We start from the raw sequence: 24,679 nt of genomic DNA on the forward strand, positions 1-24,679 counted from the left end.
CGATAACCCCGTCGCAAACCCCCCATCGATCTCGGTACGCTTGCGGGACGGGTCGCTAGCTCAATTGGCAGAGCTCCGGACTTTTAATCCGTAGGTTGTGGGTTCGAGTCCCACGCGACCCACCACCCCTGACCAGGGAAAACGAGTCTTAGTGGGCATGTGGACGATCAACCTGGGGCCGGGCTGAGGCCACCCTGGGGCCGAGAGGGCACACAAGCCGAGCCAACGCCCGCATCTATCCCGTGCGATTGGTGAAGGCAAGGCCGTATTCCCGCGCCGACCTAGTCGAGGTGGCGCGTCATCGGTGTGCGGTTAGTCCTTTTCGCAGGCCGTCGGGTAGGGCGAGGAGCGCAGGCTCTCGATCACGCAGCCGATACCGCAGCATCCGAGCGGAGGCGTCCAGGCGGCCGAGCCCGTGGGCGGGGTCCTGCCAATGCGGGACGCCTACTGGTCGCCCGGCGCCGCACCAGACCGGTCCGAGTGTGGCCCCAGGTAGGATGCTGGCGCCGCGCCAGGGCACGGCCGCGGCGTCGGGTGGTGCCGGGCACCATGCCCGCGGCGCGCAGCAGGTGCGTTGCGGTCTGCTCGGCTGCGGGGTGCGCGACTTCGGGTAGGACAGACGTATAGGTGTCGGCGGTCAGCACGATACTGGAATGCCCCAGCATCTCCTGTACCACCTTCAGTTGCACCCCCGCCGCGAGCGCCATAGTGGCGGCGCCGTGGCGCAGGTCGTGCAGCCGGATCGGCGGCACATCGTGCTCGGCGATCAGCTTCTGGAACACGTGGGTGAGCCGGCCCAGGGCGACCGGGTCACCGTTGAGGTTGGTGAAGACATACCCGCTGTCACGGTAGCCCTCACCATGAGCGGCCGCTTCGGCCTGCTGCCGGGAGCGATGCGCGCGCAGCGCCGCGATCGTGGTGCGGTCCAGCGCGATCACGTGGGTGCTGTGCGCGGTCTTAGGCGGGCCCACCGTCAGCCGCCCGTCGCGTCGTTGGAGCTGGCGGCAGATGACCGCGGTGCCCTCCTCCAGGTCGAGATCGCACCAGCGCAGCCCGGCCGCCTCACCGCGCAGTCCCCGCAGCGCGATCACGTGGTAGACCGCATACAGGCGATATGGGACGATCGCGTCCAGGAATTGGGCTGTCTGAGCGGCGGTCCATACGGCCACGGCCGGCCGCTCGCCGGTCTTGCGCCAGTGCTGGACACGGGCGGCGGTCCACACCACCGCCCGAGGGCGCCGGGTCGGCGGCAACGCCACCAGCGACGCCGGGTTCTCCTCCACCAGCCCCGCCCGCAACGCCGCGTTCAACGCCGCCCGCAGCGTCGCGCGGATCCGATCCAACGTCGCGGCCGACAACCGTCGGCCCGCAGCCTGATGCTCGCGGGTGATGACCTGGAACATCTCCTCCACATGCGCGACCGCCACCTCCGCCAGCAGCAGATGGCCCAGCAACGGGCTCAGGTACCGCCGGACATGATCGGCGTAACCGGCCACCGTGGACGGCGCGTCCTGGTGGTTGTCCAGCCACCGCTACAGCCATTCGCCACCGTGAGCGGGCTCCCGGCCAGGCCGCGCAACCGCACTAACGCCTCCAGCGCGGCCTTGCGGGTCGGGAAACCGCCCCGGCGGACACGACGCCGATGACCATCCGTTCCGGTTCCCAGTTCGAGGCGCAGGTACCAGCTGCCGTGGCTGCGCTCGGCCACCAACCGCGGGCACCTGCGGCCTATCGCAGTCCGAAGTGCGGTAGGAGATGCAGGTCCGGCACATGACGGTCGAGCCGGGATGCGGCTTCAGGAGTGGTCCACGATGCTGATGCCGGAGCTGGGCGAAGGGGTGCGTCGGCGGGAACACCCGGTGGAGTTCGAGCTGCAGAAGTGCGCGAAGTACGAGATGGCGCGCAAGGTCTATGTTCCGCCGGCGACGCTGGCCATGGTCGAAACCTCATTGCTGCTGGAGCGGCAGGAACTGGTCGAGGCTTCGACGGCGTCGCTGGCTCGCCGCCGGAGCGAACTCTTCGTCGTCACCGAGATTTATCTGCGCTCGGGTGTGCCGTCACGGGTAGGGGTGGGGTAGGTAGTCGCCGGTGGGAGCGGACGGAGGTAAGGGGGTGCGGGCGCAGGATGAGCGGACCTCCATGTGGTGGAGGCCCGACGCCACGACGCGCACGACCGATGGGCCGTCGTCTTCTCCGTCGAGTCTCACCCATGCCGCTGACATGTCGGGGGCGGCGGGGGGCGAGGCGACGCGGCCGCCGCCGCGCCCGCGGCCGTCGTCGTGAGTCAGGCGGTCGAGCAGGGCGAAGCGGTCGGGATCGCAGTAGTAGAGAAGATGGTCCTGGAACGTGGTGACGTCGTCCACTCGGCGGTTCCCGTACAACGCGGCGAGCAGCCGTACCTGGACGGCCTCGGCCAGGGCGTGCCGCAGCCGCTGGGCCGGGTCGTCGTGGGCGCTGAAACCGATCCCGAACGAGTAGGTGGAGGGTCTGCGGGTGAGGACCGCGGCGACCGGTCGTCCGGTCAGGGCCGTGGTCTGGAGCGGCTCGGTGGTCCAGCCTAGCCGGGCGTCGCGTTCCAGGGCCTCGGCGATCTCCGGCGGGATGCCGTCGATCGGCGTGAAGTGGGCCTCGCCCGCCCAGACCCGCATCACGGCGTCGCGCTCCAGCAGTTCCGCGGTGGCATGGCGCACCGCCGACGTGGGGTCCCGCCCGGCGGCGAGGCCAATGGTGGTGATCTCGCTGAGCCGGCCATCGGGCGGGACGTCACGGAGGGCGATCAGGGCTCCGGGGATCCAGACGGGCCGCCCGTCGTCCACCGCGGTTCCTCGCGTCCAGGTCAGCGGGCGGTCCGGGGTGTAGTCGGGAAAGGGCCATCGCGCGGGGAAGACGGGACGGCCGATCACGCCCGGCACGTCCAGGACCGGTTCCCCCGCGGCGGCCAGCTCGGCCGCGGTGGCCCGGACGCCGTCCGGGCGCCATCGGCGGGCGGCGACGCGTTCGACCAGCTCGCCGACGCATGCGGTGATCGCTTCGGCGGTGGACGTCGCGCATCCCGCGAACTCGATCGGGCGATCGCCGTCGTCGCGTTCGAGGCTGCCGAGGGCGAGGACGTGGCCGAGGAGCTCCGGGAGGGCGAAGTGGTGGCGCAGGTCGACATCGGCGGGAGGCCGCCACAGCGGGGCCCAGCGGCGGAACTGCTCGTCCAGCTCGGGCCGGACCGCGGCGAGTTGGGCGGGTGTCCCGAAAACGCGCAGCCTGAGGCGTTCCTGCATCGGCGCCCCGTCAGACCGCGGCCGTCACCAGGCCGCGGCCGGCCCAGTCGTCGAGTACGTCGGCCAGGTCTTCGCGGATCTGCGCCGCGTCCCCTTCGTACTCCGCGCCGCAGGCGGCGGCGAGGTCACCCAGCGACCGCGATCCGTCGATGAGCCGCCACAGCAGCGCGGCGGTGCCCTCGAGCACCAGGTACTTTCCCGACGGGGTGGTGAGCAGGATCTGCTCCCCGAGGTCGTTGCTCTCGACGTCACCGGCATGGGCGTAGACGGTCATGGGGTGGTTCCTCTACTGGTCTTCTGGAGAAGGCGGGAGGAGATGCGGAAGACGGCTTTCTGCACGAGCAGAAGGGGCAGGACGGCGAACCGGTCCGGCCGCCCTGCGCCCGTGACGGCACGATCGGCCGCCGCGACGAGCCGTCCCGCGAGGTGAGCCGGCCGGGTCCCGAGGTCGACGGTGCGGCCGTGCGCCGTGCGCAGGCCGATGACAGTGCCCAGCACATCGTCGATCGAGACCCAGAAGTAGCAGAACGGGTTGTGCGGATCGTAGTTGTCGGCGAACTGGAGGATCTCGGTGCGGCCGTCGGGGGTCGTCCGGACGTCGGCGACCCGGTGCGCGGCGAGCAGGTCCTGGGGAAGCTGGAGGAGGACGACCCGGCCGCGCAGCCCCGCGCCGTGCGGCCGTCCCCAGCGGACGCGCACCCGCGTGCCCTCCTCGAACAGGGGATACATGCTGCGTGAGGTGTCCACGATGGGGACGTCGGTGATCCGTCCCTCGGCGGCGTACCGCTCTCGGAGGACGCGGCGCGCCGTATCACGGGCGGTGCGAACGGACGATGCAGCGGGGGGCGAGGAATCCTGGCGGAGATAGGCCCAGCGGGTGGGGGCCGGTCCGGCGAAGTGCCGTTCCACCGGGTGCCGTGGGGCCGTCGACAGTACGGCGCCGTCCCAGGGAGCCAGGTCCTGGTGCGCCTCGGGTCCGGTGGAGATCGAGACGGGCCCGAGCAGTCGTGCGAACCCCTCTGCCGCCGTCTCGTACCGGCCGGGTTCAACGGTGCCGTGGAACACGAACTCCGTGGTGGTGCGCTGTTCGAGCATGCCGGGGCCGAGCAGCGAGCGGAGCGCTTTCGCCGGGACCGGGCCGTTCTCGCCGCGCACCGTCGTCACCAGCCGTCCGTGGACGCGTAGCAGCGGCAACGCCCGCCCGCAGGAACAGGCGCCGGGTTCCTGGAGCGTACCGGCGTCGCCTATCCGGTAGCGCAGGATCGGCATCGCGGTGTTGACCAGATCGGTGACGACAATGGCCCCTGCCCTGCCGTACGGACGCGGGGCCTCGTCAGGGCCGACGATCTCGACATGAACGAAGTCCGCGTTGACGTGCATGCCCGCGCATCCCGGATAGGAGAAGGCGATCGGCGTCGCCACCTCGGCCGCGCAGTACATCTCCGCCGTCGGCGGCGATGCCCCGTCCGTCGGCCAAGAGTGCGAGACCTCGAACGAGGAGGCCAGTACGCGCACGTCGTTCCAGTCGCGTACCCGGTCGCGGAGCAGCGCGAGAACGTCGGGGCTCGACAGCAGCAGGTCTCCGGCCCCGAGCCGGTGCTCCAGGCGGCGCAGGACGTCCCGGGCTCCCAGCTCGTGGTACCCCACCCGGAGGTCCCGTAGTGCCGCGTTGACCCGGCCGGTTCCGGGCCACGGGGTCACCGCAGTGAGGTCGAAGACGCGGGGCAGGCCGAGCCCGCTGTACCAGCGTGCCTCGCAGGCGCCCTGGTCGGACGGCACGTCGCGGGGACGGAGGATGTGGCTCGGTGCGCCGTTCGTCCCCGAGGTGAAGGTCAGGTCCAGCTGCCCGGGATCGGCCGTGGACGCGGCGAGTCGCGCGGTGTGGTGGCGCAGTTCGTCGCGTTCGAGGACGGGCAAGCCGGTCAGGTCGGGCAGGTCGCGCAGCTCGGGGTCGGCGAACCGGTCCCGCCATGGTTCCCGCTGGTAGAACGGCGCCGTCTCGGCCGCGGTCAGGACGACGTCCAGCCGCCGCCGGGCCTCGGCGCGGACCGCGTCGGCGCACCATTGGCGCTGATCGGCGGCCTGCCGGTCGGCCTCGACGATGCGGGGCACGCGGCCGTCTCGGACCAGCGAGAACGCGGCACGCGAGACGAGACCGCCGTATCTGCGCCGGGAGTGACCCCGCCCGACGCGGGTTCGCTCAAAGCGTTTCTGCGAAGACATCACGCAGCGGATCCCGGTACCGGTCGTCGGCGGGAACACCGAGCAGGAAGGTGCCGACGTGCCCTTCCCGCAACGGATCGATGTTCAATGCGCCGGCGATGAGGGCCTCGCTCCCTCCGCCGATGACGCAGCCCCCGAGCCCGAGGGCGGTCGCCACCAGATAGAACGTCTGGTAAAGGGCCCCCACGTCCTGGTGCACGATCAGTAGACCGCCATTGTCGTACTTCCACATCGTTCGCCCGAAGACGCTGGTGACCACCAGAAGGACGGCGGGATCGCCTTCCATTAGTTCGTTATGCTCATGAAGGTTGCGCACCGTTTCAAAGAACGACTCGTCGGCCTTTTCGACCTGCTCCAGGTGACGCGGGAAAGGGTCGTAACGGTAGACGGCAGGCTCAAGACCGGTGACGTTCAGCGGATATACGTAGGTTTCCAGGGGATGCCGCCCGCCGCCCGACGGATGGGGCCGCCACGACACCCCGCTGCCGAACTTCCGGGCGTCCTGCCGGACCGCGCAGGCCATCTCCAGAAAGCGTCCGAGCGTTGCCGCGTCGATGGGCGTGTCACCGAATCTGCGGCATGATCTGCGCTCGGCCAGCACCTGGCTGAACGGGGGATCGTCCGCCGGCTCCGCCACGGGCAGCTCCAGGGACGGCCCCGCGGTGTCCTTGTTCGGTGGTTCCATCAGGTCCCGCGTGGCCTCGCGGTCGGCTACCGGTCGCGCCGTTCTCGTCGTACGCTGGACCACCAGTTCGGCCGCTGACCAGTAATGACGCTCGGGAACCCGGTCATGTGGCACTAGCAGCCGGGCGGCGAGGAGGGCGACGACGACAGCGGGCTCGACCTCGGCGCGTGCGGCCAGGTCGGCGGCCGTGGCGGGCGCTTCGGCCACGTCCAGGACGCGCAGCGCCTCGACGGTGACCACGTGTCTGCGGCCGGTCGCCCCATCGGTGGCCACCAGCCGTTGTTCCCGCCATTCCACCACCACGTGCGGGGTGCGTACAACGGTAGTCGACGCCACATCACGCTCCTTGGACGATCGCGGAGTAGGGGGCGGCGGGTCACGCCGTCAACCGCCTATTCGGCGGTCGCGGTCACGCGAAGTCGGTGCAGAACGTGATGACGGCGAAGGCCATGTCAAGTTCGGCTATGCTCTCCAGCTCGGTGATGGACAGTTCACGAATCGTGGGCTTCTCCCAACGCTTCATGAGGCCTCCTTCTGACTACTCACTGTGCAGATGGTTCCGAAAATCCTCTGCCCCGCTACTCCACCGCGATCATAAAACGAAATCAGGTAAATCAGGGGTAAAATCCCGGCGTTCTCAAGTGTCCGCGACTACCGTCGCGGACGGGAGCGAAAACGGGAGGTCAGGGAGTGGGGACAGGAGATACGACCGCATGGCGGGGCGCGATGGTCGACGAACTCAAAGCGTCCGGGGCGGTGCGTTCCCAGTCCGTCGAGGAGGCGATGCGGCAGGTGCCGCGGGAACGGTTCCTGCCCACCGACCTGCCGCCCGAGGACGCCTACGCCGACCGCGCCGTCACCCTCACCCAAGACGGCCACGGCTTTCCGGCCAGCACCGCGAGCCAGCCGACGATCGTGGCGCGGATGCTGGAGCAGTTGGACGTCCGGCCGGGGCACCGCGTCCTGGAGATCGGCACCGCCGGCGGCTACAACGCCGCGTTGCTGGCGCACCTGGCCGCCCGAGTGGTCTCGCTGGAGATCGATCCCGCGCTCGCCGAGCGGGCGGCGCGGCGGCTGGGCCCGGCGGTCGACGTGCGCGCGGTCGACGGCGCCGACGGCGCGCCCGACGCCGCCCCGTTCGACCGCATCCAGGCGACTGTGGGCGTATGGAACCTGCCCACCGCCTGGTTCGAGCAGCTCGCGCCGGGCGGCCGGCTGGTCGTCCCGTTGTGGCTGCGACCGGGCCTGGAGGTGAGCGTCGCCTTCGAACGTCACGGCGACGTCCTGCGCGGCCTCAGCTGCGAGCCGTGCGCCTTCCTGCGGTTGCGGGGGGCGCACGCCGGTCCGGACGGCTACCGTCCGCTGGGCGACGGCCACTTCGTCACCGCCGACTTCCTCGACCCGTCGGGCACCGCGCGGCTGGGGCGGCTCCTGCACGAGAAGCCCACGGTCGAGGAGGCCGTGCCCGGCCTGGCGCGCGGCTGGTTCACCTCGCTGGCGCTGGCGGACGAACGCGCGCTTCAGATCTTCTCCCTGCACACCGGCCAAGCGTCGTCCGGCCTGTACGACCAGCGGGCTGGGGCCCTGGCGCTGATCCGTGACGACCGGCTCTTCGGATACGGCGACGCCGCCGCCCTATCCGCCGAACTCCGCACCCGCGCGCAGGCGGCTGAACCGCTCGACCCCGCCGACCTGCAGATAACGGCACGCCTGGCCGACACCTCACCGCGCGGGTCCGCTCGGTGGTCGTTGTCGCGCCCGCCCTTCCGGTACGACCTGCAAGTACGTGAGGCGGCACCGTAGGAACGGTCCGCACCCAGCACTCGCTCCGCTCCAACCGATCTGCGATTACCCTCCCGGGCGAAAGCACTCCCTGCGCGCTAATCCCCACGGCCAGGAAGCAGAAGGCGCTGGTGTGGACCGCCCCTCGCGTCGACGCCTGGCGCAGGGGCTACCTGGAACGCCTCGCTGAGACCAAGCAGCGTGCCGGTCACCGTCCTGTCAATGTGTTCCGGATCTGGCGGGACCCCGCCTACCGGCCGAGCAAGGTCATGGTGTGGAGACCGGAGCGGACCGGCCGGTTCCTGGATCGTGCTCTGCGGCACCGCCTGTATGCCCTCTACCATCTGGTGGCCTTCCGTGGTCTGCGGCGGGGCGAGACCTGCGGACTGCGCCAGGAGGACTTCGACCTCAACGACGCCGGTACCCGTGACCATCCGCAAGGTACTGATCCAGCTCGGCTGGGAGGCCGAAGAAGACGACACCAAGACCGAGGCCAGCGACGTCACCATCGCGCTGGACTCGGTGACCATCACCGTCCTCCAGGCGCATCGTGAACGGCCAAGCCGCGCAGGAATGGGGAGACGCGTGGGTGGACTCGGGCTACTTCTTCACCCGCGAGGACGGCTCAGCGCTGCATCCCGCGCACGTGACCGACCAGTTCGAGCGGCTGGCCTTCGAGGCCGGGCTGCCACCGATCCGGTGCACGACCTGCGCCATGGCGCGGCAACCCTGCACTTGGCAGCGGGCGCCGAGATGAAGATCGTCCAGGCGATGCTGCGGCACGCCAGCATGTCCACAACCAGTGACATCTCCACCAGCGTGCTGCCCCAGGTCGGTCACGAGGCTGTGGAAGCGGCCGCCGCCTTGGTACCGCGCGCGGTCAATCCGTCCTCGCCCGGTACTGCGTCTATAGGTTCCTGGGTGAAGTACTCCGCGCCTCCACCATCTCCCGATCCGGGCGGCCAGGGGCGCACGGGGGCTGGACCGATGGCGTTTCGTATTCGCTCCATCGGAATTTTGAAGTAACCAGTTGGATTGGCGCGCGTCATCGCGAGCTTCGACCGCGCTTCAGCTGCGCTTGTGTACCCATCAGGCGATAGATAGATGGATCCCTCGCCTTCAGCCACTGGCAAGATCCTTTCACTGAACCTAATAGCCGCACGCCCTGCATAATCTGTGTAGTGGTACAAATGGCTGGGCTGTTCATCGGTGTCGCCGCAGTTGTGGACAAGAACAGGGGTTGCCCCTGATAGCACATAGTATGTATGGGCGTCCGCGACGGTGAGGTTGTGGACGCGTTGCCGGTGAGTCGTCCAGGGCTTGATGGCAGTGATCTGGACGTGAGTGCCGGCGCTGGTGCGGAGCCACATGCCGGGCTTGAGTTTCCCGGCCTCGGTCCAGGTGCCGGTGGTCGGCGTCCAGAAGGGGTGGCCGTCGGTGGCGGTCAGTACGCCGGTCTTGTGTCCCTTCTTGCCGTCGGTGTCGATGGTGAGCTGGACCAGGGGTTTCGAGCCGACGCCGGTGATGGTGGCTACGACCGGCTGAGCCGTGGTCCTTCCGGTGGCGGGGTCGGTGGCCTGGACCTTGTCGCCGACCTTGACGTCCTTGATGGGTTTGCGCGTGCCGTCGGCCATGAGGACGGAGGCACTCGGGACGAAGCTGTTGCAAGGGGGGCGCCCGCTGCTTGCAGGCCTGCTCGCTGCGGCCTTTCCAGGGTTCTTGGCCGCTGCGGGCGCGGTCTTCGCCGCCGGGTTGCCGGCCGTGCCCGCGCCGCCGCCCTTCGGCTTACCGCGAAGCTTGTCGAGAATCTTGGGAGCGACTCTCTTGACCAGGGGGCCGACGACTTTGGCGACCTTGAGCCCGGTCACCGTCATGCCGACTTCTAATGCCGCACCGGTCAGGGCCGCTTTGAAGCCGCCCAATCGGGATTGTTGGTCGGCCGGTGTGTTCTGGTGATAGCTGACCGCGCCGTAGACCCATCCGGCGATGGCGGCGCAGCCGACGACCGCGGGTGCCGCCCGTCGCAGCGGCGCTCGGTGTCCTCGTCCAGGTCGACATCGCACCACCGCAGCCCGGCTGCCTCGCCGCGCCGCAGCCCGCGCAACGCGATCAGATGGTAGGCCGCGTACAGGCGATGCGCGGCGATCGCGTCCAGGAACTGCGCGGTCTGCGCCGCTGTCCACACCGCCACCGGCGGCCGCTCCCCGGTCTTACGCCAATGCCGGACGCGGGCGGTCCACACCACCGCGCGGGGCCGCCGCGTCGGCGGCAGCGCCACCAGTGACGCGGGGTTGTCCTCGATCAGACCTTGACGGAGCGCGGCGTTCAGCGCCGCACGTAACGTGGCTCGAATCCCGTCGAAAGTCGCCGCCTTCAGTCGCCGTCCCGTTTCCTGGTGCTCGCGGGTGATGACGGCGAACATCTCCTCCACGTGCGCCACCGACACCTCCGCGAGCAACAGATGGCCCAGCAGCGGGCTCAGATACCGTCGCACGTGATCGGTGTACCCGGTCACCGTTGACGGCGCACCCTGGTGATCGTCCAGCCACCGCTGCAGCCACTCGGCCACCGTGAGCGGACTCCCGGCCGGGCCGCGCAACCGCACCAACGCCTCTAGCGCGGCCTTGCGCGTCGGGAAACCGCCCCGGCGGACACGGCGACGGCGACCGTCCGCCCCTGCCGTCGTGGGTCAGCGTGGTGGTGCCGAGCATGATGCCGATCGGACCGTTGGGCGTCAGCAGGCCCGGTGACGGCGTCGGCAAGGACCGGGGTCACGTCACCATAGAACGCCTCGTACGGCGCGTCGTCGTCAGCATCTCGCCGAGCAGGTGGCGCTGCGTGATCAGCAATTGCTTCATGATGGCGCCGTCGAACAATGCTTCGGCGTAACTCAATCGAAATTCGATGGCCTCCGGCGTCTCGGACACGATGACGGTCAGGGCTAATCGAATTTTCTCGTACTCCTCTCCGCAGGCCTCCCGCAACCGGGCCCGCCATCCATTCTGGTGATCCTCGATCAGTTTTCCTAGATAGAAAGAGTGTCAAGAGGCGGCCGCTACCTTCGGGCAGGGACGAGATCTACGGTGGCGCGCCCGTTGAGCTGGAGGAGTACACCGACCCGGGCAGCAACCCCCGGGTCCGGCCGCGTCGTTCAGATGGTGTCCAGTGCCTATCCAGTGCCTGTCCAGTGCGACTGAATAGCTTGGACCGCAACGGATCACATCACACCGGAAATGAAGGAAGGGACATGCGCAATCGTTTGTGGAGAGCTTGTGCCCGGATCGCAGTGGCGATTACCGCTAGTGTCGTGGCCCTCGCCGCGGGCGGAACTCTGACCGCCGCCAGCCCGGCCAGCGCCGCCAGCTCGTCGAGACCGCCGGTGATCGACGTCACCAACGGTCGGTTCAACGTCATCCTTTCGAGCCCTCGGGTCGGGAGGCTGGCGGCGGCCGGGGACAACGTTACGGCGTTCCACGGTTTCAGCACCTTCCAGAAACTCACGATCCAGTCGCAAGGCTTCGATCTCGAAGGACGTATTCAGGGCAGGCTTCGGAGCCACGACTTCAAGAGCTTGTGGAAGGTCTACAACCTTCCGTCATCGGCCAGCTACAAGGTGTGGGGTGTCAGCTTCAAGAAGGACACCAGTCAGAGCGTCCTGAAGGAGGTCTTCCGCCGGGAGCAGCTGATCGAAGTCGATATCGACATCAAGTTCAAGGTCTCCGCTGCCGCGTTGCGCGGAGTATCCACCCTGCGCATCGGGTTCGAGACGCTGAGGCTGCAGCTCGATGGAACGACTAAGGACTTCACGGTTGTCAACCCGGATTCCGGCGGCGCAAAGGACCAGGACGGTGACGACGTCCCGATCGACTTCGAGCCGATCTGACCGAGGCCTCCCGGTGGGTTCTGGGCTGACCTACCCGATGGTGCGTTGACGGCGGCGGCGATTGGTTCCGGGCAGGCACCGGCACCAGTCGCCGCCGCACCTCGTTGGGGCCGGCCCGTGGCGCGTGAAATACGGACCGCCTCCCTTTCACACTCATATTGGCCGAGAGGACTGACATGCCATCCACCACGAACACTCCGATATCGATCACCAGCCGGCAACATGGCGCTCCTTCCATATCACTGGGTGCGGCACGGCGCGCTATGGCGAGATTCGCCACAGCCACCATTTCAACAATGGCGGCCACCGCAATAATTCTGATCGGCGGCTCCAGCGCCGCGCTCGCGGATGGCGCGCATTTCGTGCCGGAGGCTACCGATGTCAGTTGGGATGGTACCGTCGCAACCATTACGTTCCGCGAAGTGGATGTGGTGCTGAAGTCGGACGTAACCACGATCTCCGTCAAGGTGACCGCCGACGTGGACGCCACCTGCAGGCGAGGCGTTTCGATACTTCACATTCACCGGTCGGCGACCGCCCTGGATACGAAGGACTATCCAATCAGCGACGACGGAACCGTCGAAGGCGTCGCCAGTGCGCCGCTCAAGGTGACGGGGTTGAATGTTTCCGGCTTCACGTGTGTGATAACGCACGTATCGATCACGGCTGTCCTCGAAGATTTCTGTACCGGCGCGACCCTGATCGACACAACTGACCATCGACAGATCCGAAAAGCACCACTAGCATCCCGAGTCAGGAATTCGTTGAAGATGTGAGGCAAGGCGTCCAAGAATTTCGTCTGCGACCTGGTCTAGGTGAACGGCAGGGGCGCCTCCGTCCAGGTTTTGACCCGGTCGCGGATGTCGTTATCCAGGGCCCGCAGAGTCTTATGGACGCCGCGCCGCAGCTTTGGTCGGTGAGCAGGCCGAGCCATCGCTCGAACTGGTGCGGCTTGGGCCGGAACACCTTCCAGCTTCGCCCCACACTCGACTTCGACAGCCCGCTCTGTGTGGCCATCGACGCCCGCGACCAGTGCGTCGCATTGGTCGGCGCTTACTCCAGCGCCGCGGATGCAGATCGTCCACAGCCCGTCGAGCCGCCGTTCCAAAACCGCCTGCGCCACTTGTTCATCGTCTTCGGCCAAATGCCCAACTCGGCGGCGCAGGATCGCCATCTGGCCCACCGCGATCCGGACCCCGGCCATCGCCAGGGTGGTCTCGAACGGTGACCTGACCAACGGACTGCCAACGTCCCCAGCCAGCGTTTCGCCAGCCTCACCCCGACGACCCCGGACGGCCTCCAGACGTTCTACAGCATCGACCTGTTCACCGGATCGTCGAGCATGGTGGGTGTCTCCCCGCTGGACGTCACCGACGTGGCGATCGCGCTCGACGCGGGCCGACCCTCGACCTCTACCGGCGGTTCCAGGCCGGCCTGGGCCCGCGACTGCTCGTATCGGTTGCCGATCTCCTCGGCGAGGCGCAGCGCGGACAGGTGATGCCTCCGGGCTTCGGCGGGGCGGCCCATGGCCGCGGCGACCTCCCCGAGGCTGTTCGCCACACGCGCCTCGCCGGCCTGTTCCCTGACCCGCCGGAACAGCGCGAGCGCCTCGCTGAGGCGGTCGAGGGCCTGTTCATGGTCACCGCGCAACAGGTCGACGCCGCCCAGGCCGTCCAGTGCGTACGCCTCGCCGGCCGGCTCGGTCGCGCCGCGGAACAGGGTGAGAGCGTGCTCGTGGTGCTCGCCCGCCTCGTCGTACCGGCCGAGGGCGGACTCGACATGGCCGAGGTACACCAGCGCGTAGGCCTCGCCCACGGCGTCGCCGATATCCCGGCAGATGGCGACAGACGCGCGGAGGTCCTCCGCCGCGTCGGCGTACCGGCCCTGACGCAACCGCACATGGCCGAGGTTGCCAAGGCCGCGCGCCTCGGTGCCCTTGGCGCCGGTGTGGCGGGCCAGGGCGATCGCCTCGGCGAGCATCCGCGCGGCCTCAGGATACCGACCCTGCCACTGGTAGACGTGTCCGAGATTGCCGAGCGCGCGCACCCGGGCGAAGTCATCCCCGACTTCGTGCGCGAGTTCCAGCGCCCGCTGCAGCTCGGCGCTGGCCTCGGCGTACCGGCCCTGCTGGATGGCAACGACCCCGAGGTTGATCCGCAGCTGTGCCGCGCTGCGGTGGTCGGGCACGCTCTCGGCGGCCCGCAACGCGTGTTCGTGCAGGGTGACGGCATCGGCGTAGTGGCCGCCGCTTTCCAGGTAGCGCAGAAGCACCAGGGTGAGCTGCACCGGGTACCAGGCCTGCCCGTGCTCCGCCGCGTGCACTGCGGTGGCCACCAGGTTGGCGCGCTCGGCGTCCAGCCAGGCCAGCGCCGTGCTGTCATTCAGCGTGGGCAACGCCCCCGCGGGACGCGGCACCCGCGGCCGCCGGTCTCGCTCGGCGGGATACAACACGTCCATCGCCGTGGCCGCGGTGTGCAGATAGAACTCCAGGACGCGGCGCGGCAAGTCGACCTCGCCGTTCCGGACGGCCAGATCCTTGGCGTACGCCCGGAGCAGGTCGTGCATGCCGTACCGATCCCCGTTGCGCTGCACTTGATGCCTGCCGGCGAGCAGTTCCAGGCTTTCACGTGCTGTCGCCTCCTCGCCGCCGAGGAGGGCGGACGCCCCGAAGCCGTCCATATCAGTACCGGGATGCAGCCCCAGCAAGCGGAACATGCGGGCCGCGTCGGGCGGCAGGTCCTGGTACGACCAGGAGAACACGACGCCGATGTCGGAGTGCGGATCCCCGGTGGACAACAGGTCCAGCCGCTTCCGGTGATCGGCGAGCTCGCCCACCACCTCGGCCAGCGCCACCGGTGCCCTCCGGTGCACCAGCTCCGCCGCGATCCGCACTGCGAGCGGCAGCCTGGCGCACTGCGTCACCAGCGCCTCGGCCGCGCTGGTCTCAGCGGTCACCCACTCGCCCACCAGTCGCCGCAGCAGCGCCAGCGCATCCTCCCGGCGCAGGACGTCAAGGTCCAGTCGGCGCGCACCGTGCCGCACGACCAGGCCAGGCAGGCTGTCGCGGCTGGTCACCAGCACGGCGCTGTCGGCCGACCCGGGCAGCAGCGGCCGGATCTGGTCGACCGAGGCGGCGTTGTCCAGCAGGATCAGCATGCGACGCCCGTCGAGCAGGCTGCGGTACCGGGCGGCGCGCTCCTCGACGTCGCCCGGCACCTGCTCGCCCGGCAGGCCGAGCGAGCGCAGGAACCTGGCCAGGGCGGCGCTGGGGGACACCGGCTGCTCCTGGTCGTAGCCGCGCAGGTCGATGTAGAGCTGGCCGTCCGGGAAGCGGTCGCGGGCGCGGTGCGCCCACCGGGTGGCGAGAGCGGTCTTGCCGACGCCCGCGGTGCCGGACACGACGACGATGACAATCGCGTCCGGTTCCGGCGCGGTGGTCAGCCGGTCGAGTTCACCGAGCTCGTATGCCCGTCCGATGAAAACCGGAACGTCGGCCAGCAACTCGGCGGGCACCGTCCGGTCGACCGCGCTGGGCGGCCCGCTCAGCACGTGTGCCCGCGAATCCTCGTCCAGGATCTCCTGGTACGCCGCGGTCAACTCCGGCCCCGGGGCGACGCCGAGCTCGTCGGCCAGCTGGCGTCGCACCGCATGATAGGTGGTGAATGCCTGTGCCCTGAGGCCGGCGGCGGCGTACGCGCGGACGAGCCGAGCCTGCCCCATCTCGTCCAGCGGGTCGGCCGCTACGACTTCCTCGAATGCGCTGATCGCCCGGTCCACCGCCCCGGTTGCCAGCATGGCGGCGCCGTACCGGCCCAGCGCCGCCCGATGCTCCGCCACGATCGACAGCACCCGCGGGTGCTCGGCCAGCAGGGGGAGGTCGGCGAAGGGCCGGCCCTGCCACAGCGCCAGCGCCTCGGTCAGGACCGCCACCTCCCCGCCGTCGGCGGGGTGGCGGACGAGGCGGCGGAAGCGCATGATGTCGATCTGGTCCGCGGGGACACCGAGGCGGTAGCTGTCGCCCAGATAAGGCAGCACCTCGCTGCGGGAGTGCGGCGCCCGCCCGGGTTCCAGCAGCCGGCGAAGCCGCTTCACGTGCGTCTGGAGGACGTTGACGGCGCTGGCCGGTGGCTGATCGCCCCACAAGGCGTCGATCAGGCTGGCCAGGCCGACCGGCTGCCCGCCGGCCAGCACGAGCAGGCCCAGCACGGCGCGTTGGGCGGGCGGCCCGAGCAGGAGCGGCTCGTCGTGGAGCCAGGCGCGCATCGGCCCGAGCACCTGGATCCGTAGTGTCAAGCTCGCGTCCACTTCCGGTCCAATCGGGTGTCAAGAATCGCTCGGCGATAGCTTAACGATCAGATCCGGTACAAGCGATAGAGAGGAGCCGCACATGTCGCAAATCGGACGGGCGGTGCTGGGAGTGGCGCTGACGGTGGCGGGCATCGCCGGGCCTGCCGGAACCGCCCGAGCCGACGCCCCCGCGGCGTGCGAGGTGTCCTACAAGCCGTCTCGGTACACCGGCGGGTTCACCGCCGCGATCATGGTGCGGAACATCGGTACGGAGACCATCAACGGCTGGACCCTCGAGTTCCCGCTGGACACCAGCGCGACGGTCGTCGACTTCTGGAACGGCGACCTGCTGTCGGCCAGCGGCGTGGTCGCCGCGCGCGACAGGCAGTGGAACGCCGTGGTCCGGCCCGGCGGCTCGATCAACATCGGCTTCCGCGCCGACGGCACGAGCGGCGCACCGTCCCAATTCACCGTCAACGACCTCCCATGTCAGGTGGCATCCTGATCTTCTGACCACAGTGATTCGCCCGGCCGAGAGGGCAGGGCTCGGTACGCCGTACTCCATTGTGGCGAACAACTCCTCGTACGGCTCATCCATTGGCGGTCAGGGCGCGGTGCCCGTGCGGGCCCGTTTCCCCGTCCTCTAATCAATTAATCAATCCGTACGTGCGTTTTCCCGCATGCGGCTTATCGATGATCTCCTTGGCATGGTTACGCCGCCTTCGGATAGCGAGCGGGAAGCCTGCCCAGGTGAGGCGGCCCTGCAGCCCACAGGCGGACCTGGGCGCAGCATGCCTGACGTACTGAGGTGATCCCAGTAACCGGAAATCGGACAGTAGGGCTTTCTTGGGCACAGTTGGTGATGGTTGGGTAGACGCGTGGGCAGGTAGGCGGTCCAGAAAATGGGCGTGGAACCCTGAGCTTCCCCCCGTTCTCCGGACTCCTGCCCTGAGGTCACCGGCGATCATCAGGAAGGATGTTCGCCATGCCGTCACCACACCCGCCCGAGTACGGCGCCGCGCGATCGAGCCGGCCCGCCAGGGCGATAAGTCCATGGTCCAGTTGGCCAAGGACCTAGGGACCAGCCGGTCCTGCCTGCAGAACTGGGTGAACCAGGCCGGCATCGACGATCAGGCCACCCGCGGAACCTCTTCGGAGCCTCGTGACTTGATGAGGCATGGCTTGGAGGCTTGCCGACCGACGGCTCGTGCGTGCTCCTGAGGTTGCGGCTGAGCGCATCGTGACGGCGGTCGCGAGCGCGTCCCGGAAAGCGCCCAGGGACGGGACCCGCGCGGCCGATCCCGCGCGGCCAAGACGCTGGGCGTCACCCGCTCGACGACGTCGCGCACGTACCCGGCCGGGCTCGTCCCGTCCTCCAACGCGGCGCACGCGGTCCCGACCGCACCGCACGCCTCCTGACCCAGGACCACCACCAGGGGACACTCCAGCACATCGGCGCCGAACTCGATGCTGCCGATCACCTCCGGCGCCATGACATGGCCGGCGGTGCGCACCACGAACAGGTCGCCCAGACCGCGGTCAAAGATGATCTCGGCGGCCAGACGGGAGTCCGAGCACCCGAACAGCCCGGCGAACGGACGCTGGGACGGAGCGGCCTCGGCGCGCCGCGCGGCGTCCTGGGTCGGGTGCTCCGGGGCACCCGCGACGAACCGGTGGTTGCCGGCCAGCAGCAGCTCAAATGCTTCGCGGGGCGTGTCGGCCTGAATCTCGGTCGTGACCGAAGACTACGGTCCGGTCCCCCGACGCTCAGAGGCAGGTCGGCGCGACATCGTCCGCGAGTCCCGCACCAGCCGGAGGCGGCCCGCGGTCCCGCGGCCGGGTCATTGGTCGCCTCGTCCAGACGCCCGTCTCTTCGGCCAGCGGGCGGCGCAGCGCGCCCCGCAGCGACCGCCGCAGCCCGAACAGCGACATCATGTTCACCGTCGCCAGCATCACGGTAGACGTGAGCGAAGCGCCGGACTCGGCAGTCCATAACAACGTGGCGGGCGACGTTCAGCACGACGGGCGAGGCTCGGCCGCCTGTTTGGTGTGAGGCCCCAGGGGAAACGTGGTCGCAACCAGTGATGGGCTCAGTTTCGCCGCAGATGTCAGGGGGTTGTCGCACGTGAAGCACGACCGGAAAGAATCCGGCACGGACTCGCAGACCCTCTCCGAGCCCAAGCCTCCCTACCCCAAACAGCGGCAGGTCCCTCCCGGCAGCGAGCAGCAGGTGAAGCCGAGGCCGCGCTACCAGGCGGGACGCTACCGCGCGGCGGACAAGCTCCGCGACAAGGTGGCGCTGATCACGGGCGGCGACTCGGGCATCGGCCGGGCGGTGGCGGTGCTCTACGCGCGCGAGGGCGCCGACGTCGCCATCGTGTACCTGCCCCAGGAGCAACCGGACGCGGAAGAGACCCGCCGCGCAGTGGAGGCCGAAGGCCGCGAATGCCTGCTGCTTTCCGGCGACCTGGCCGATGCGTCATTCTGCCACGAGGTCGTCGAGCGGACCGTGCGGGAACTGGGCAGCCTGAACATCCTGGTCAACAACGCCGCCCACCTCAACAGCCAATTGGACCTGTCGCAACTCTCCTTCGAGGACTGGGACCGGTCCTTCAAGGTGAACACCCACGCGTACTTCCATCTCGTGCAAGCCGCGCGCCCGCACCTGAAAGCGGGTGACGCCATCATCGCGACCGCGTCGGAGGAAGCGCTCAAGGGCAGCGACACGATGATCGACTATGCCGCCAGCAAGGCCGCTCTGGTCAACTTCACCAAGTCGATCGCCTTTCACCTGGCCAAGGACGGCATCCGCGCGAACGTGGTAGCACCGGGCCCCACCTGGACCGTGCTCAACATCGCCGACGAGAACATGCCGCAGGACGGTCTCGCCCAGCTCGGCAGCGAGGGCCCCATGGGACGCGTGGCACAACCAGAGGAAATGGCACCGGCGTACGTGTATCTGGCCTCGGAGGCGGACTCCAGCTACACCGTAGGTGAAATCATCGGCGTCACCGGAGGCTTGACCACCACCCGCTGATCCGCGGCACCCGCGAGGGCGCACGCGGGTTCCGATCAAACTCGGCGCCCCAGAGTCAACTTAGGAAGGCGCAACACAAGGGATCGGATCGCTGACGTCGGGGGCAAGGACACCACTCGGGACGGGCTCGCAGTGGCCGCCCCGGTCGATCGCAATACCCGTTCCTACCGATCACAAGGTTTGTTTTGCGGCACGAGGGTAGGGGCTTTTGCCGATTCGATTCTCCCATCACCCGCGCATAGGGGCCGCATGACTGAGATGTCCGCCGAGTCGTACTGGATGGCGACGTCCAAGGCGAAGACGTATCCGGCGCTCAGCGAGCAAGCCGAGGCGGACGTGGCGGTCGTGGGCGGCGGGATCGCGGGGATCGCGACAGCCTGGGAACTGGCGCGGACCGGCCGGTCGGTGCTCCTGCTGGAGGCCGATCGTCTCGCCGCCGGCGTCACCGGATACACCACCGGACGATTGTCGGCGGCGCACCCGTGGATCTACGCGCAGCTGCGCGACGGATACGGCATGGAAACGGCCCGCCTGTACGCCCGCTCGCAGCAAGAAGCCGTCGAGCACGTCATCGCGACCGCCGAGCGGCTGGGCATCGACGCCGACATCGAACGGCGCCCCTCCCATGTCTACGTGGAGCAGCCCGAGCGGGTCCAGGACCTCCGAGTCGAGGTCGAGGCCGCGCAGCAGGCCGGGCTGGCGGCCTCCTTCGTCACCGGCACCGATCTGCCCTACGAGGTCGCCGGCGCGCTGCGCGTGGAGGACCAGGTGCAGTTCCATCCACGCCGCTACCTGCTGGCCCTGGTCGAAGAACTCTCCCGCACGGGTGGACGCGTCCACGAGCACACCCGCGTCATCGAGATGGACCAAGGCCGGCCCACGCGGCTCGTCACCGACACCGGCGCGACGGTACGCGCGAACCAGGTGGTGATCGCCACCTTGTTCCCCGCGCTCGGCTGGGAGCTTCTCGGCTCCCGCCTGACGCCTCTTCGCGAGCTGGTGATCGCAACGCCGATCAGCGAGGACAGCGACCCCGGCGGCATGTACATCACCCGGGAGGAAAACACGCGCTCGGTACGGACCGCGCCCTACCGGGACGGGCAGCGGCTACTTCTCATCACCGGCGAGTCGTTCCCACCAGGGACCACGGACGTCGCCGCCCGGCGGCAACATCTGATCGAATGGACGCGACGGCATTTCCAGGTGAACGACATCGCCTACTGGTGGGCGGCTCAGGACCTGGACACCGCCGACAAGATTCCCTACGTCGGCCGTATCAGCGACAACGTCTATGTCGCCACGGGATACGCCCGTTCAGGTATGAGCCACGGAATCATGACCGGCAGACTGCTCAAGGGTCTGATCTGCGGACAAGAACCGCCGTGGGCCGATGTCTACGCACCTGGGCGCAGGCATTTCACACAGGAGATCGGCCCCATCTCCAAGACGCTCTGGTCCAAAACACGCCGCGCGGCGGCCGATCATGCCCGTGCCATGGCCACCTCCGCCGACGACATCCCACGGGGGTCCGGCGCCGTCGTCCGGCACCACGGACGGCTGCGGGCGGTCTACAAAGGCGACGACGGGACCGCGCACTGGTTGTCGCCCTACTGCTCCCATTTCAGGTGCTTGGTAAGTTTCAACCACACCGAACGTGTCTGGGAATGCCCCTGCCACGGCTGCAGATACGCCCCTGACGGTTCGGTTCTCCAAGGCCCCGCAACCGCTTCCCTCCATCCGGAAACGCCCGCGCCCGGAACGCCGCGCCAAGGCTGACGTCCTGTCCGCGGCGGCCTGTTTTCAGAGACGAACCAGGCGGTGCCTGGTAGGACCCACCAGTCTGACCGCTGACGATGGCCCCACGGGGCTTTCTCAGATTGCCCAAAGGCCTGTATCGGGCAAATCGGGGTAACAGTCGTCCCATGCGCCTCGGTGTCCTTGATGTCGGTTCCAATTCCGCCCAGCTACGGGTCGTCGACCTGATCCCGGATCTGCCTCCGGAGACGGTACGGGTCGTCAAACATCTCGTCCGGTTGGCCGAGGCCACCGACCGTCACGGGGTCATCAGCCAGATCGCGGTCGATCGCCTCGTCCACGCCGTACGTCAAGCGGCCGCGGCCGCCCAGGGCGCCGACGCCGAGGAGCTCATCGCGTTCGCGACATCGGCGATCAGGGACGCCCCGAACGGCGGCGAGATCATCGCCGAGATACAGGCCGCCACCGACGTCACGCTCCGGTTCATGGACGGCGAGGTCGAGGCGCGGCTGACCTTCCTGGCGGCGCGCGGCTGGTGCGGCTGGTCAGCCGGTCCGCTACTGCTGGCCGACATCGGCGGCGGCTCCATGGAGCTGGCCTACGGGCCGGGAAGGTATCCGGAAATCGCGCTATCGCTCCCGCTCGGCGCGGCCCGGCTCACCCGCCACCATCTTCCTCATCAAGTGCCGGTGAAAAAGAAACACCGCCGCGCGCTCCATGACCACGTCCATTCGGTCGTGGCTCATGCCGTCACCGAACTGGAGAAGCGACCCAGGCCCATCACAGCGGTAGCGACCTCCAAGACCTTCGCCCAGCTCGCCCGGCTGTGCGGCGCCCCGAAGGCGAAGAAGGGACTCCACGCCCGGCGCATACTTCACCGCGACGACCTGGACGAATACATCCCCGAACTCGCCCGGCGCACCGACGCCGAGCGCGCCGAACTGCGCGGGGTGAAAAGCTCCCGCGCCCACCAGATCCTGGCAGGCGCCATCGTCGCCCACGCAACCATGGAAGTGCTCAAGCTGAACTCCCTGACCATCTGCCCCTGGGCCATCCGCGAAGGAGTCATGCTCCACCGGCTCGAAAACCAGCCCGTCCCACCGGAACCAATGGCGTCCCCCGCCAAGCGGTTTGTTTCGGCAGTTGGCCGCAGCCCACTCCGAACCGAACCCGACCAACACCCGCCCCGGCACCTCCAAGCCGTGCCAGCAAAAGGCCCGGTCTAAGCCCATCTCACGGCGCCTGACACAACCTCACGGCAGCTCGACGGCTCCAAGCCGGCGGTAGTGAGGAAGAGGCTCATGTCCAGGAGTGTGGGCGCGGCCCGTGGTTCGCTCTGCCGACCAGGTCACAGAGTTGGAGGCCGGGCGAACCCGCAACACCGCGACAACAGCGCCCGCTCCCCTGGACCTCTGGCGCGCTATCGCTTTTAATCCGTAGGTTGTGGGTCCGTGTCCCACGCGACCCACCACCTATGACCGGGGCAAACAGGTTTCGGTGGGCATGTGGACGATCATGCCTGGGGTCGGGCTGAGGCCACCCTGGGGCCGAGAAGGCGGACAAGCCGAGCCGACGCCCGCTTCTATCCCTGCGCCCGTTGAAGGCAAGGCCGTCTCCCGCGCCGACCAACTCGAGGTGGCACGTCTTCGGTGTGCGGTTAGTCCTTTCGCGGGTCGTCAAGTGGGGCGAGGAGCGCAGGCTCTGGATCACGCAGCCGAGACCGCAGCCTCCAAGCGGAGGCGTCCAGGCGGCCGGGCCCGTGGGCGGAGCCCTGCCGATGCGGGGCGCATACTGGTCGCTTGGCGCCGCACCAGACCGGTCCGGGTGTGGCCCCAGGTAGGACGCGGGCGCCGGGCCAGGGCACGGCCGCGGCGTCGGGTGGTGCCGGGCACCATGCCCGCGGCGCGCAGCAGGTGCGCTGCGGTCTGCTCGGCTGCGCGGTGCGCGACTCCGGGTAGCACGGAGGTGTAGGTGTCGGCGGTCAGCACGATGCTGGAATGCCCTAGCATCTCCTGCACCACCTTCAGCTGCACCCCCGCCGCCAGCGCCAGCGTGGCGGCGCCGTGGCGCAAGTCGTGCAGCCGGATCGGCGGCACATCGTGCTCGGCGATCAGCTTCTGGAACACGTGGGTGAGCCGCCCCGGGGCGACCGGGTCACCGTTGAGGTTGGTGAAGACATACCCGCTGTCGCGATAGCCCTCACCATAGGCGGCCGCTTGGGCCCGCTGCCGGGAGCGGTGCGCGCGCAGCGCCGCAATCGTGGTGTGATCCAGCGCGATTACCCGGGTGCTGTGCGCGGTCTTGGGCGGGCCCACTATCAGCCGCCCATCCCGTGGTTGGAGCTGGCGGCAGAGGACCGCGGTACGCTCCTCCAGGTCGAGATCGCACCAGCGCAGCCCGGCCGCCTCACCGCGCAGTCCCCGCAGCGCGATCAGATGGTAGGCCGCGTACAGACGGTGTGACGAGATGGCGTCCAGGAACTGCGCGGTCTGCACAGCGGTCCAGATCGCCACGGGTCGCTCGCCGGTCTTGCGCCAGTGCTTCACCCGGACGGCGGTCCACACCACCGCCCGCGGCCGCCGCGTCGGCGGCAACGCCACCAGCGACGCCGGGTTCTCCTCCACCAGCCCCGCCCGCAACGCGGCATTCAACGCCGCACGCAGCGTGGCGCGGATCCGATCCAGGGTCGCAGCCGACAGCCGGCGACCCGCCTCCCGGTGCTCGCGGGCAATGACCGCGAACATCTCCTCCACGTGCGCCACCGACACCTCGGCCAGCAACAGTTGACCCAGCAACGGGTCCAAATACCGGCGCACGTGACCAGCGTAACCGGCCACCGTGGACGACGCGCCCTGATGGTTGTCCAGCCACCGGTGCAACCCCTCGGCCACCGTCAGCGCGCTCCCGGCAGGGCCACGCAGCCGCACCAGCGCCTCCAGCGCGGCCTTGCGAGTCGGGAAATCGCCCCGGCGGACACGGCGCCGACGACCGTCCATGCCGATCCCCAACTCCAATCGCAGGTACCAGCTGCCGTGACTGCGCTCGGCCGCCAACCGCGGGCACCTGCCGCCCCTCGCGCGACCGCTGTCCGGATCCTCACAGCCGCATCGCCGGTACACACCACCGGCACTCCTCGCCCTTTTCATAAGGTCAGCGTGAGCGGCCCGTCGATGCCTCGACCATCACGAACGGCGACAGACTGGCCTACCGAGCACGACAGAACAGCCTCAGGCCAGGGCGGCACGAACTCCTCCTGGCTTGGCTCCCATCACGGAAGCCAGGGCACTTCACCGAGATCCATTCCGGGATGGGCGTGGTGTGGGTGCGGCACCCCGGGTCCTACTACAGCGCCGTCGGGAACCTGATCGTCGGCCCCGCCGACGATCAGGTGGCCCCTGCTGCGGTGCTGGGAGGGCTGGGTGTTCGAGCTGGCCGCCCTCGTCGAGGCCCACGGCGACCAGTTGTCCCCCACCGAGTGGTCCGCCCGGTTCGCCTATCTACAGACGGAATTCCTGCGGTGGACGGCGGCCTTCGGCATGAACACGCATATGGCCGAGGCCGCCCACGACAACATCGGCGAACTCATCCGCTACCACCCCGACGGCGGGCTCCCCCACGATCTGGGCGACCTGTCCCCCGACGGCGCCGCCCAGATCGCCGCAAGCGCCGCTCACGGGCCCGCGACGCTGATCCCACCCGGCTGGAACCTGAACGGCTGGGACCACGAGCGGACCCGCACCCACCCCATCCTGGCC

The 24,679-nt window shown here is 68.9% G+C and carries 23 protein-coding genes and 1 tRNA gene; 12 read left to right on the forward strand and 12 right to left on the reverse strand.

The features are described from left to right. Nucleotides 1–49 precede the first annotated feature (49 nt). Nucleotides 50–125, forward strand: a tRNA-Lys gene (locus E1264_RS20015). A 237-nt stretch (nt 126–362) separates the two neighbouring features. Here the strand turns inward: E1264_RS20015 and E1264_RS20020 are convergent. Then, complete coding sequence (locus tag E1264_RS20020; RefSeq protein WP_132175700.1) at nt 363–1,496, reverse strand: site-specific integrase; 1,134 nt, start codon at nt 1,494–1,496, stop codon at nt 363–365. 315 nt (nt 1,497–1,811) lie between these two features. On the opposite strand from E1264_RS20020, the gene E1264_RS20025 reads away from it, so the two are divergent. Next, complete coding sequence (locus tag E1264_RS20025; RefSeq protein WP_132175702.1) at nt 1,812–2,078, forward strand: hypothetical protein; 267 nt, start codon at nt 1,812–1,814, stop codon at nt 2,076–2,078. Here the strand turns inward: E1264_RS20025 and E1264_RS20030 are convergent. From E1264_RS20030 to E1264_RS20045, 4 genes are all read right to left on the reverse strand, one after another. Further along, nucleotides 2,058–3,272, reverse strand: coding sequence for a YcaO-like family protein (locus tag E1264_RS20030; protein ID WP_132175704.1), 1,215 nt, complete (start codon nt 3,270–3,272; stop codon nt 2,058–2,060). The two genes, E1264_RS20025 and E1264_RS20030, sit on opposite strands and share 21 nt — an antisense overlap. Nucleotides 3,273–3,282: 10 nt before the next feature. Beyond that, nucleotides 3,283–3,546 (reverse strand): PqqD family protein, encoded by a 264-nt coding sequence (locus E1264_RS20035; protein ID WP_132175706.1) that lies wholly within the window; start codon nt 3,544–3,546, stop codon nt 3,283–3,285. After that, a complete protein-coding gene (locus E1264_RS20040) occupies nt 3,543–5,384 on the reverse strand; it encodes a hypothetical protein (RefSeq protein WP_132175708.1) in 1,842 nt (613 codons plus the stop codon). Before E1264_RS20040 ends, E1264_RS20035 begins: the two co-directional genes overlap by 4 nt. 88 nt (nt 5,385–5,472) lie before the next feature. Continuing rightward, a complete protein-coding gene (locus tag E1264_RS20045; protein ID WP_132175710.1) occupies nt 5,473–6,516 on the reverse strand; it encodes a SagB family peptide dehydrogenase in 1,044 nt (347 codons plus the stop codon). Between the two features lie 390 nt (nt 6,517–6,906). Between E1264_RS20045 and E1264_RS20050 the strand changes: the two genes are divergently transcribed. Both E1264_RS20050 and E1264_RS43505 read left to right on the forward strand, forming a co-directional pair. After that, entirely contained in the window at nt 6,907–7,983 is a 1,077-nt protein-coding gene (locus tag E1264_RS20050; RefSeq protein WP_132175712.1) for an rRNA adenine N-6-methyltransferase family protein, read from the forward strand. A 529-nt stretch (nt 7,984–8,512) separates the two neighbouring features. Then, on the forward strand, nt 8,513–8,719 hold the full coding sequence (locus E1264_RS43505; RefSeq protein WP_165964265.1) for a hypothetical protein: 207 nt from the start codon (nt 8,513–8,515) through the stop codon (nt 8,717–8,719). Nucleotides 8,720–8,798: 79 nt separating this feature from the next. On the opposite strand, the gene E1264_RS20060 is transcribed toward E1264_RS43505, so the two are convergent. The 3 genes from E1264_RS20060 to E1264_RS20070 all read right to left on the reverse strand — a co-directional run bounded on the left by E1264_RS20060 (nt 8,799) and on the right by E1264_RS20070 (nt 10,946). Beyond that, on the reverse strand, nt 8,799–9,884 hold the full coding sequence (locus tag E1264_RS20060; protein ID WP_207936034.1) for a polymorphic toxin-type HINT domain-containing protein: 1,086 nt from the start codon (nt 9,882–9,884) through the stop codon (nt 8,799–8,801). Beyond that, a complete protein-coding gene (locus E1264_RS20065) occupies nt 9,860–10,531 on the reverse strand; it encodes a hypothetical protein (RefSeq protein ID WP_132175714.1) in 672 nt (223 codons plus the stop codon). The genes E1264_RS20060 and E1264_RS20065 overlap by 25 nt, the downstream gene beginning before the upstream one ends. Before the next feature lie 202 nt (nt 10,532–10,733). Then, nucleotides 10,734–10,946, reverse strand: a complete 213-nt coding sequence (locus tag E1264_RS20070; RefSeq protein ID WP_132175716.1) for a hypothetical protein — start codon at nt 10,944–10,946, stop codon at nt 10,734–10,736. A 323-nt stretch (nt 10,947–11,269) separates the two neighbouring features. Here E1264_RS20070 and E1264_RS20075 point away from each other — a divergent pair, with 323 nt between their 5' ends. The 3 genes from E1264_RS20075 to E1264_RS20085 all read left to right on the forward strand — a co-directional run bounded on the left by E1264_RS20075 (nt 11,270) and on the right by E1264_RS20085 (nt 13,073). Further along, a complete protein-coding gene (locus E1264_RS20075; RefSeq protein WP_132175718.1) occupies nt 11,270–11,845 on the forward strand; it encodes a hypothetical protein in 576 nt (191 codons plus the stop codon). 296 nt (nt 11,846–12,141) lie between these two features. Next, complete coding sequence (locus tag E1264_RS20080) at nt 12,142–12,621, forward strand: hypothetical protein (protein ID WP_132175720.1); 480 nt, start codon at nt 12,142–12,144, stop codon at nt 12,619–12,621. A 140-nt stretch (nt 12,622–12,761) separates the two neighbouring features. Further along, nucleotides 12,762–13,073 carry a hypothetical protein gene (locus E1264_RS20085; protein WP_132175722.1) on the forward strand — a complete coding sequence of 104 codons (312 nt, stop codon included), beginning with the start codon at nt 12,762–12,764 and terminating at the stop codon, nt 13,071–13,073. An 80-nt stretch (nt 13,074–13,153) separates the two neighbouring features. Here E1264_RS20085 and E1264_RS20090 read toward each other — a convergent pair whose 3' ends face one another. Beyond that, complete coding sequence (locus E1264_RS20090) at nt 13,154–16,138, reverse strand: tetratricopeptide repeat protein (protein ID WP_132175724.1); 2,985 nt, start codon at nt 16,136–16,138, stop codon at nt 13,154–13,156. Nucleotides 16,139–16,232: 94 nt separating this feature from the next. Here E1264_RS20090 and E1264_RS20095 point away from each other — a divergent pair, with 94 nt between their 5' ends. Further along, nucleotides 16,233–16,637, forward strand: coding sequence for a cellulose binding domain-containing protein (locus E1264_RS20095; RefSeq protein WP_132175726.1), 405 nt, complete (start codon nt 16,233–16,235; stop codon nt 16,635–16,637). 625 nt (nt 16,638–17,262) lie between these two features. Here E1264_RS20095 and E1264_RS46245 read toward each other — a convergent pair. Beyond that, complete coding sequence (locus E1264_RS46245; protein ID WP_132175740.1) at nt 17,263–17,859, reverse strand: carbonic anhydrase; 597 nt, start codon at nt 17,857–17,859, stop codon at nt 17,263–17,265. A gap of 40 nt (nt 17,860–17,899) precedes the next feature. Beyond that, entirely contained in the window at nt 17,900–18,085 is a 186-nt protein-coding gene (locus E1264_RS20105; RefSeq protein WP_132175728.1) for a hypothetical protein, read from the reverse strand. A 172-nt stretch (nt 18,086–18,257) separates the two neighbouring features. On the opposite strand from E1264_RS20105, the gene E1264_RS20110 reads away from it, so the two are divergent. The 3 genes from E1264_RS20110 (at nt 18,258) to E1264_RS20120 (ending at nt 22,150) form a co-directional block, all read left to right on the forward strand. Continuing rightward, nucleotides 18,258–19,169: an SDR family oxidoreductase gene (locus E1264_RS20110; protein WP_132175730.1), complete on the forward strand. Its 912-nt coding sequence runs from the start codon at nt 18,258–18,260 to the stop codon at nt 19,167–19,169. A gap of 132 nt (nt 19,170–19,301) precedes the next feature. Continuing rightward, nucleotides 19,302–20,945 carry an FAD-dependent oxidoreductase gene (locus E1264_RS20115; RefSeq protein ID WP_243711046.1) on the forward strand — a complete coding sequence of 548 codons (1,644 nt, stop codon included), beginning with the start codon at nt 19,302–19,304 and terminating at the stop codon, nt 20,943–20,945. A 146-nt stretch (nt 20,946–21,091) separates the two neighbouring features. Further along, nucleotides 21,092–22,150: a hypothetical protein gene (locus E1264_RS20120; RefSeq protein WP_132175732.1), complete on the forward strand. Its 1,059-nt coding sequence runs from the start codon at nt 21,092–21,094 to the stop codon at nt 22,148–22,150. A gap of 480 nt (nt 22,151–22,630) precedes the next feature. On the opposite strand, the gene E1264_RS20125 is transcribed toward E1264_RS20120, so the two are convergent. Next, nucleotides 22,631–23,977 carry a site-specific integrase gene (locus E1264_RS20125; RefSeq protein WP_132175734.1) on the reverse strand — a complete coding sequence of 449 codons (1,347 nt, stop codon included), beginning with the start codon at nt 23,975–23,977 and terminating at the stop codon, nt 22,631–22,633. Nucleotides 23,978–24,343: 366 nt separating this feature from the next. Here E1264_RS20125 and E1264_RS20130 point away from each other — a divergent pair. After that, nucleotides 24,344–24,679 (forward strand): hypothetical protein (locus tag E1264_RS20130; protein ID WP_132175736.1); only part of this gene is annotated, 336 nt, incomplete at its 3' end.

The sequence above is a fragment of the Actinomadura sp. KC216 genome, from assembly GCF_004348535.1.
In the GTDB taxonomy this organism is placed as follows: Bacteria; Actinomycetota; Actinomycetes; order Streptosporangiales; family Streptosporangiaceae; genus Spirillospora.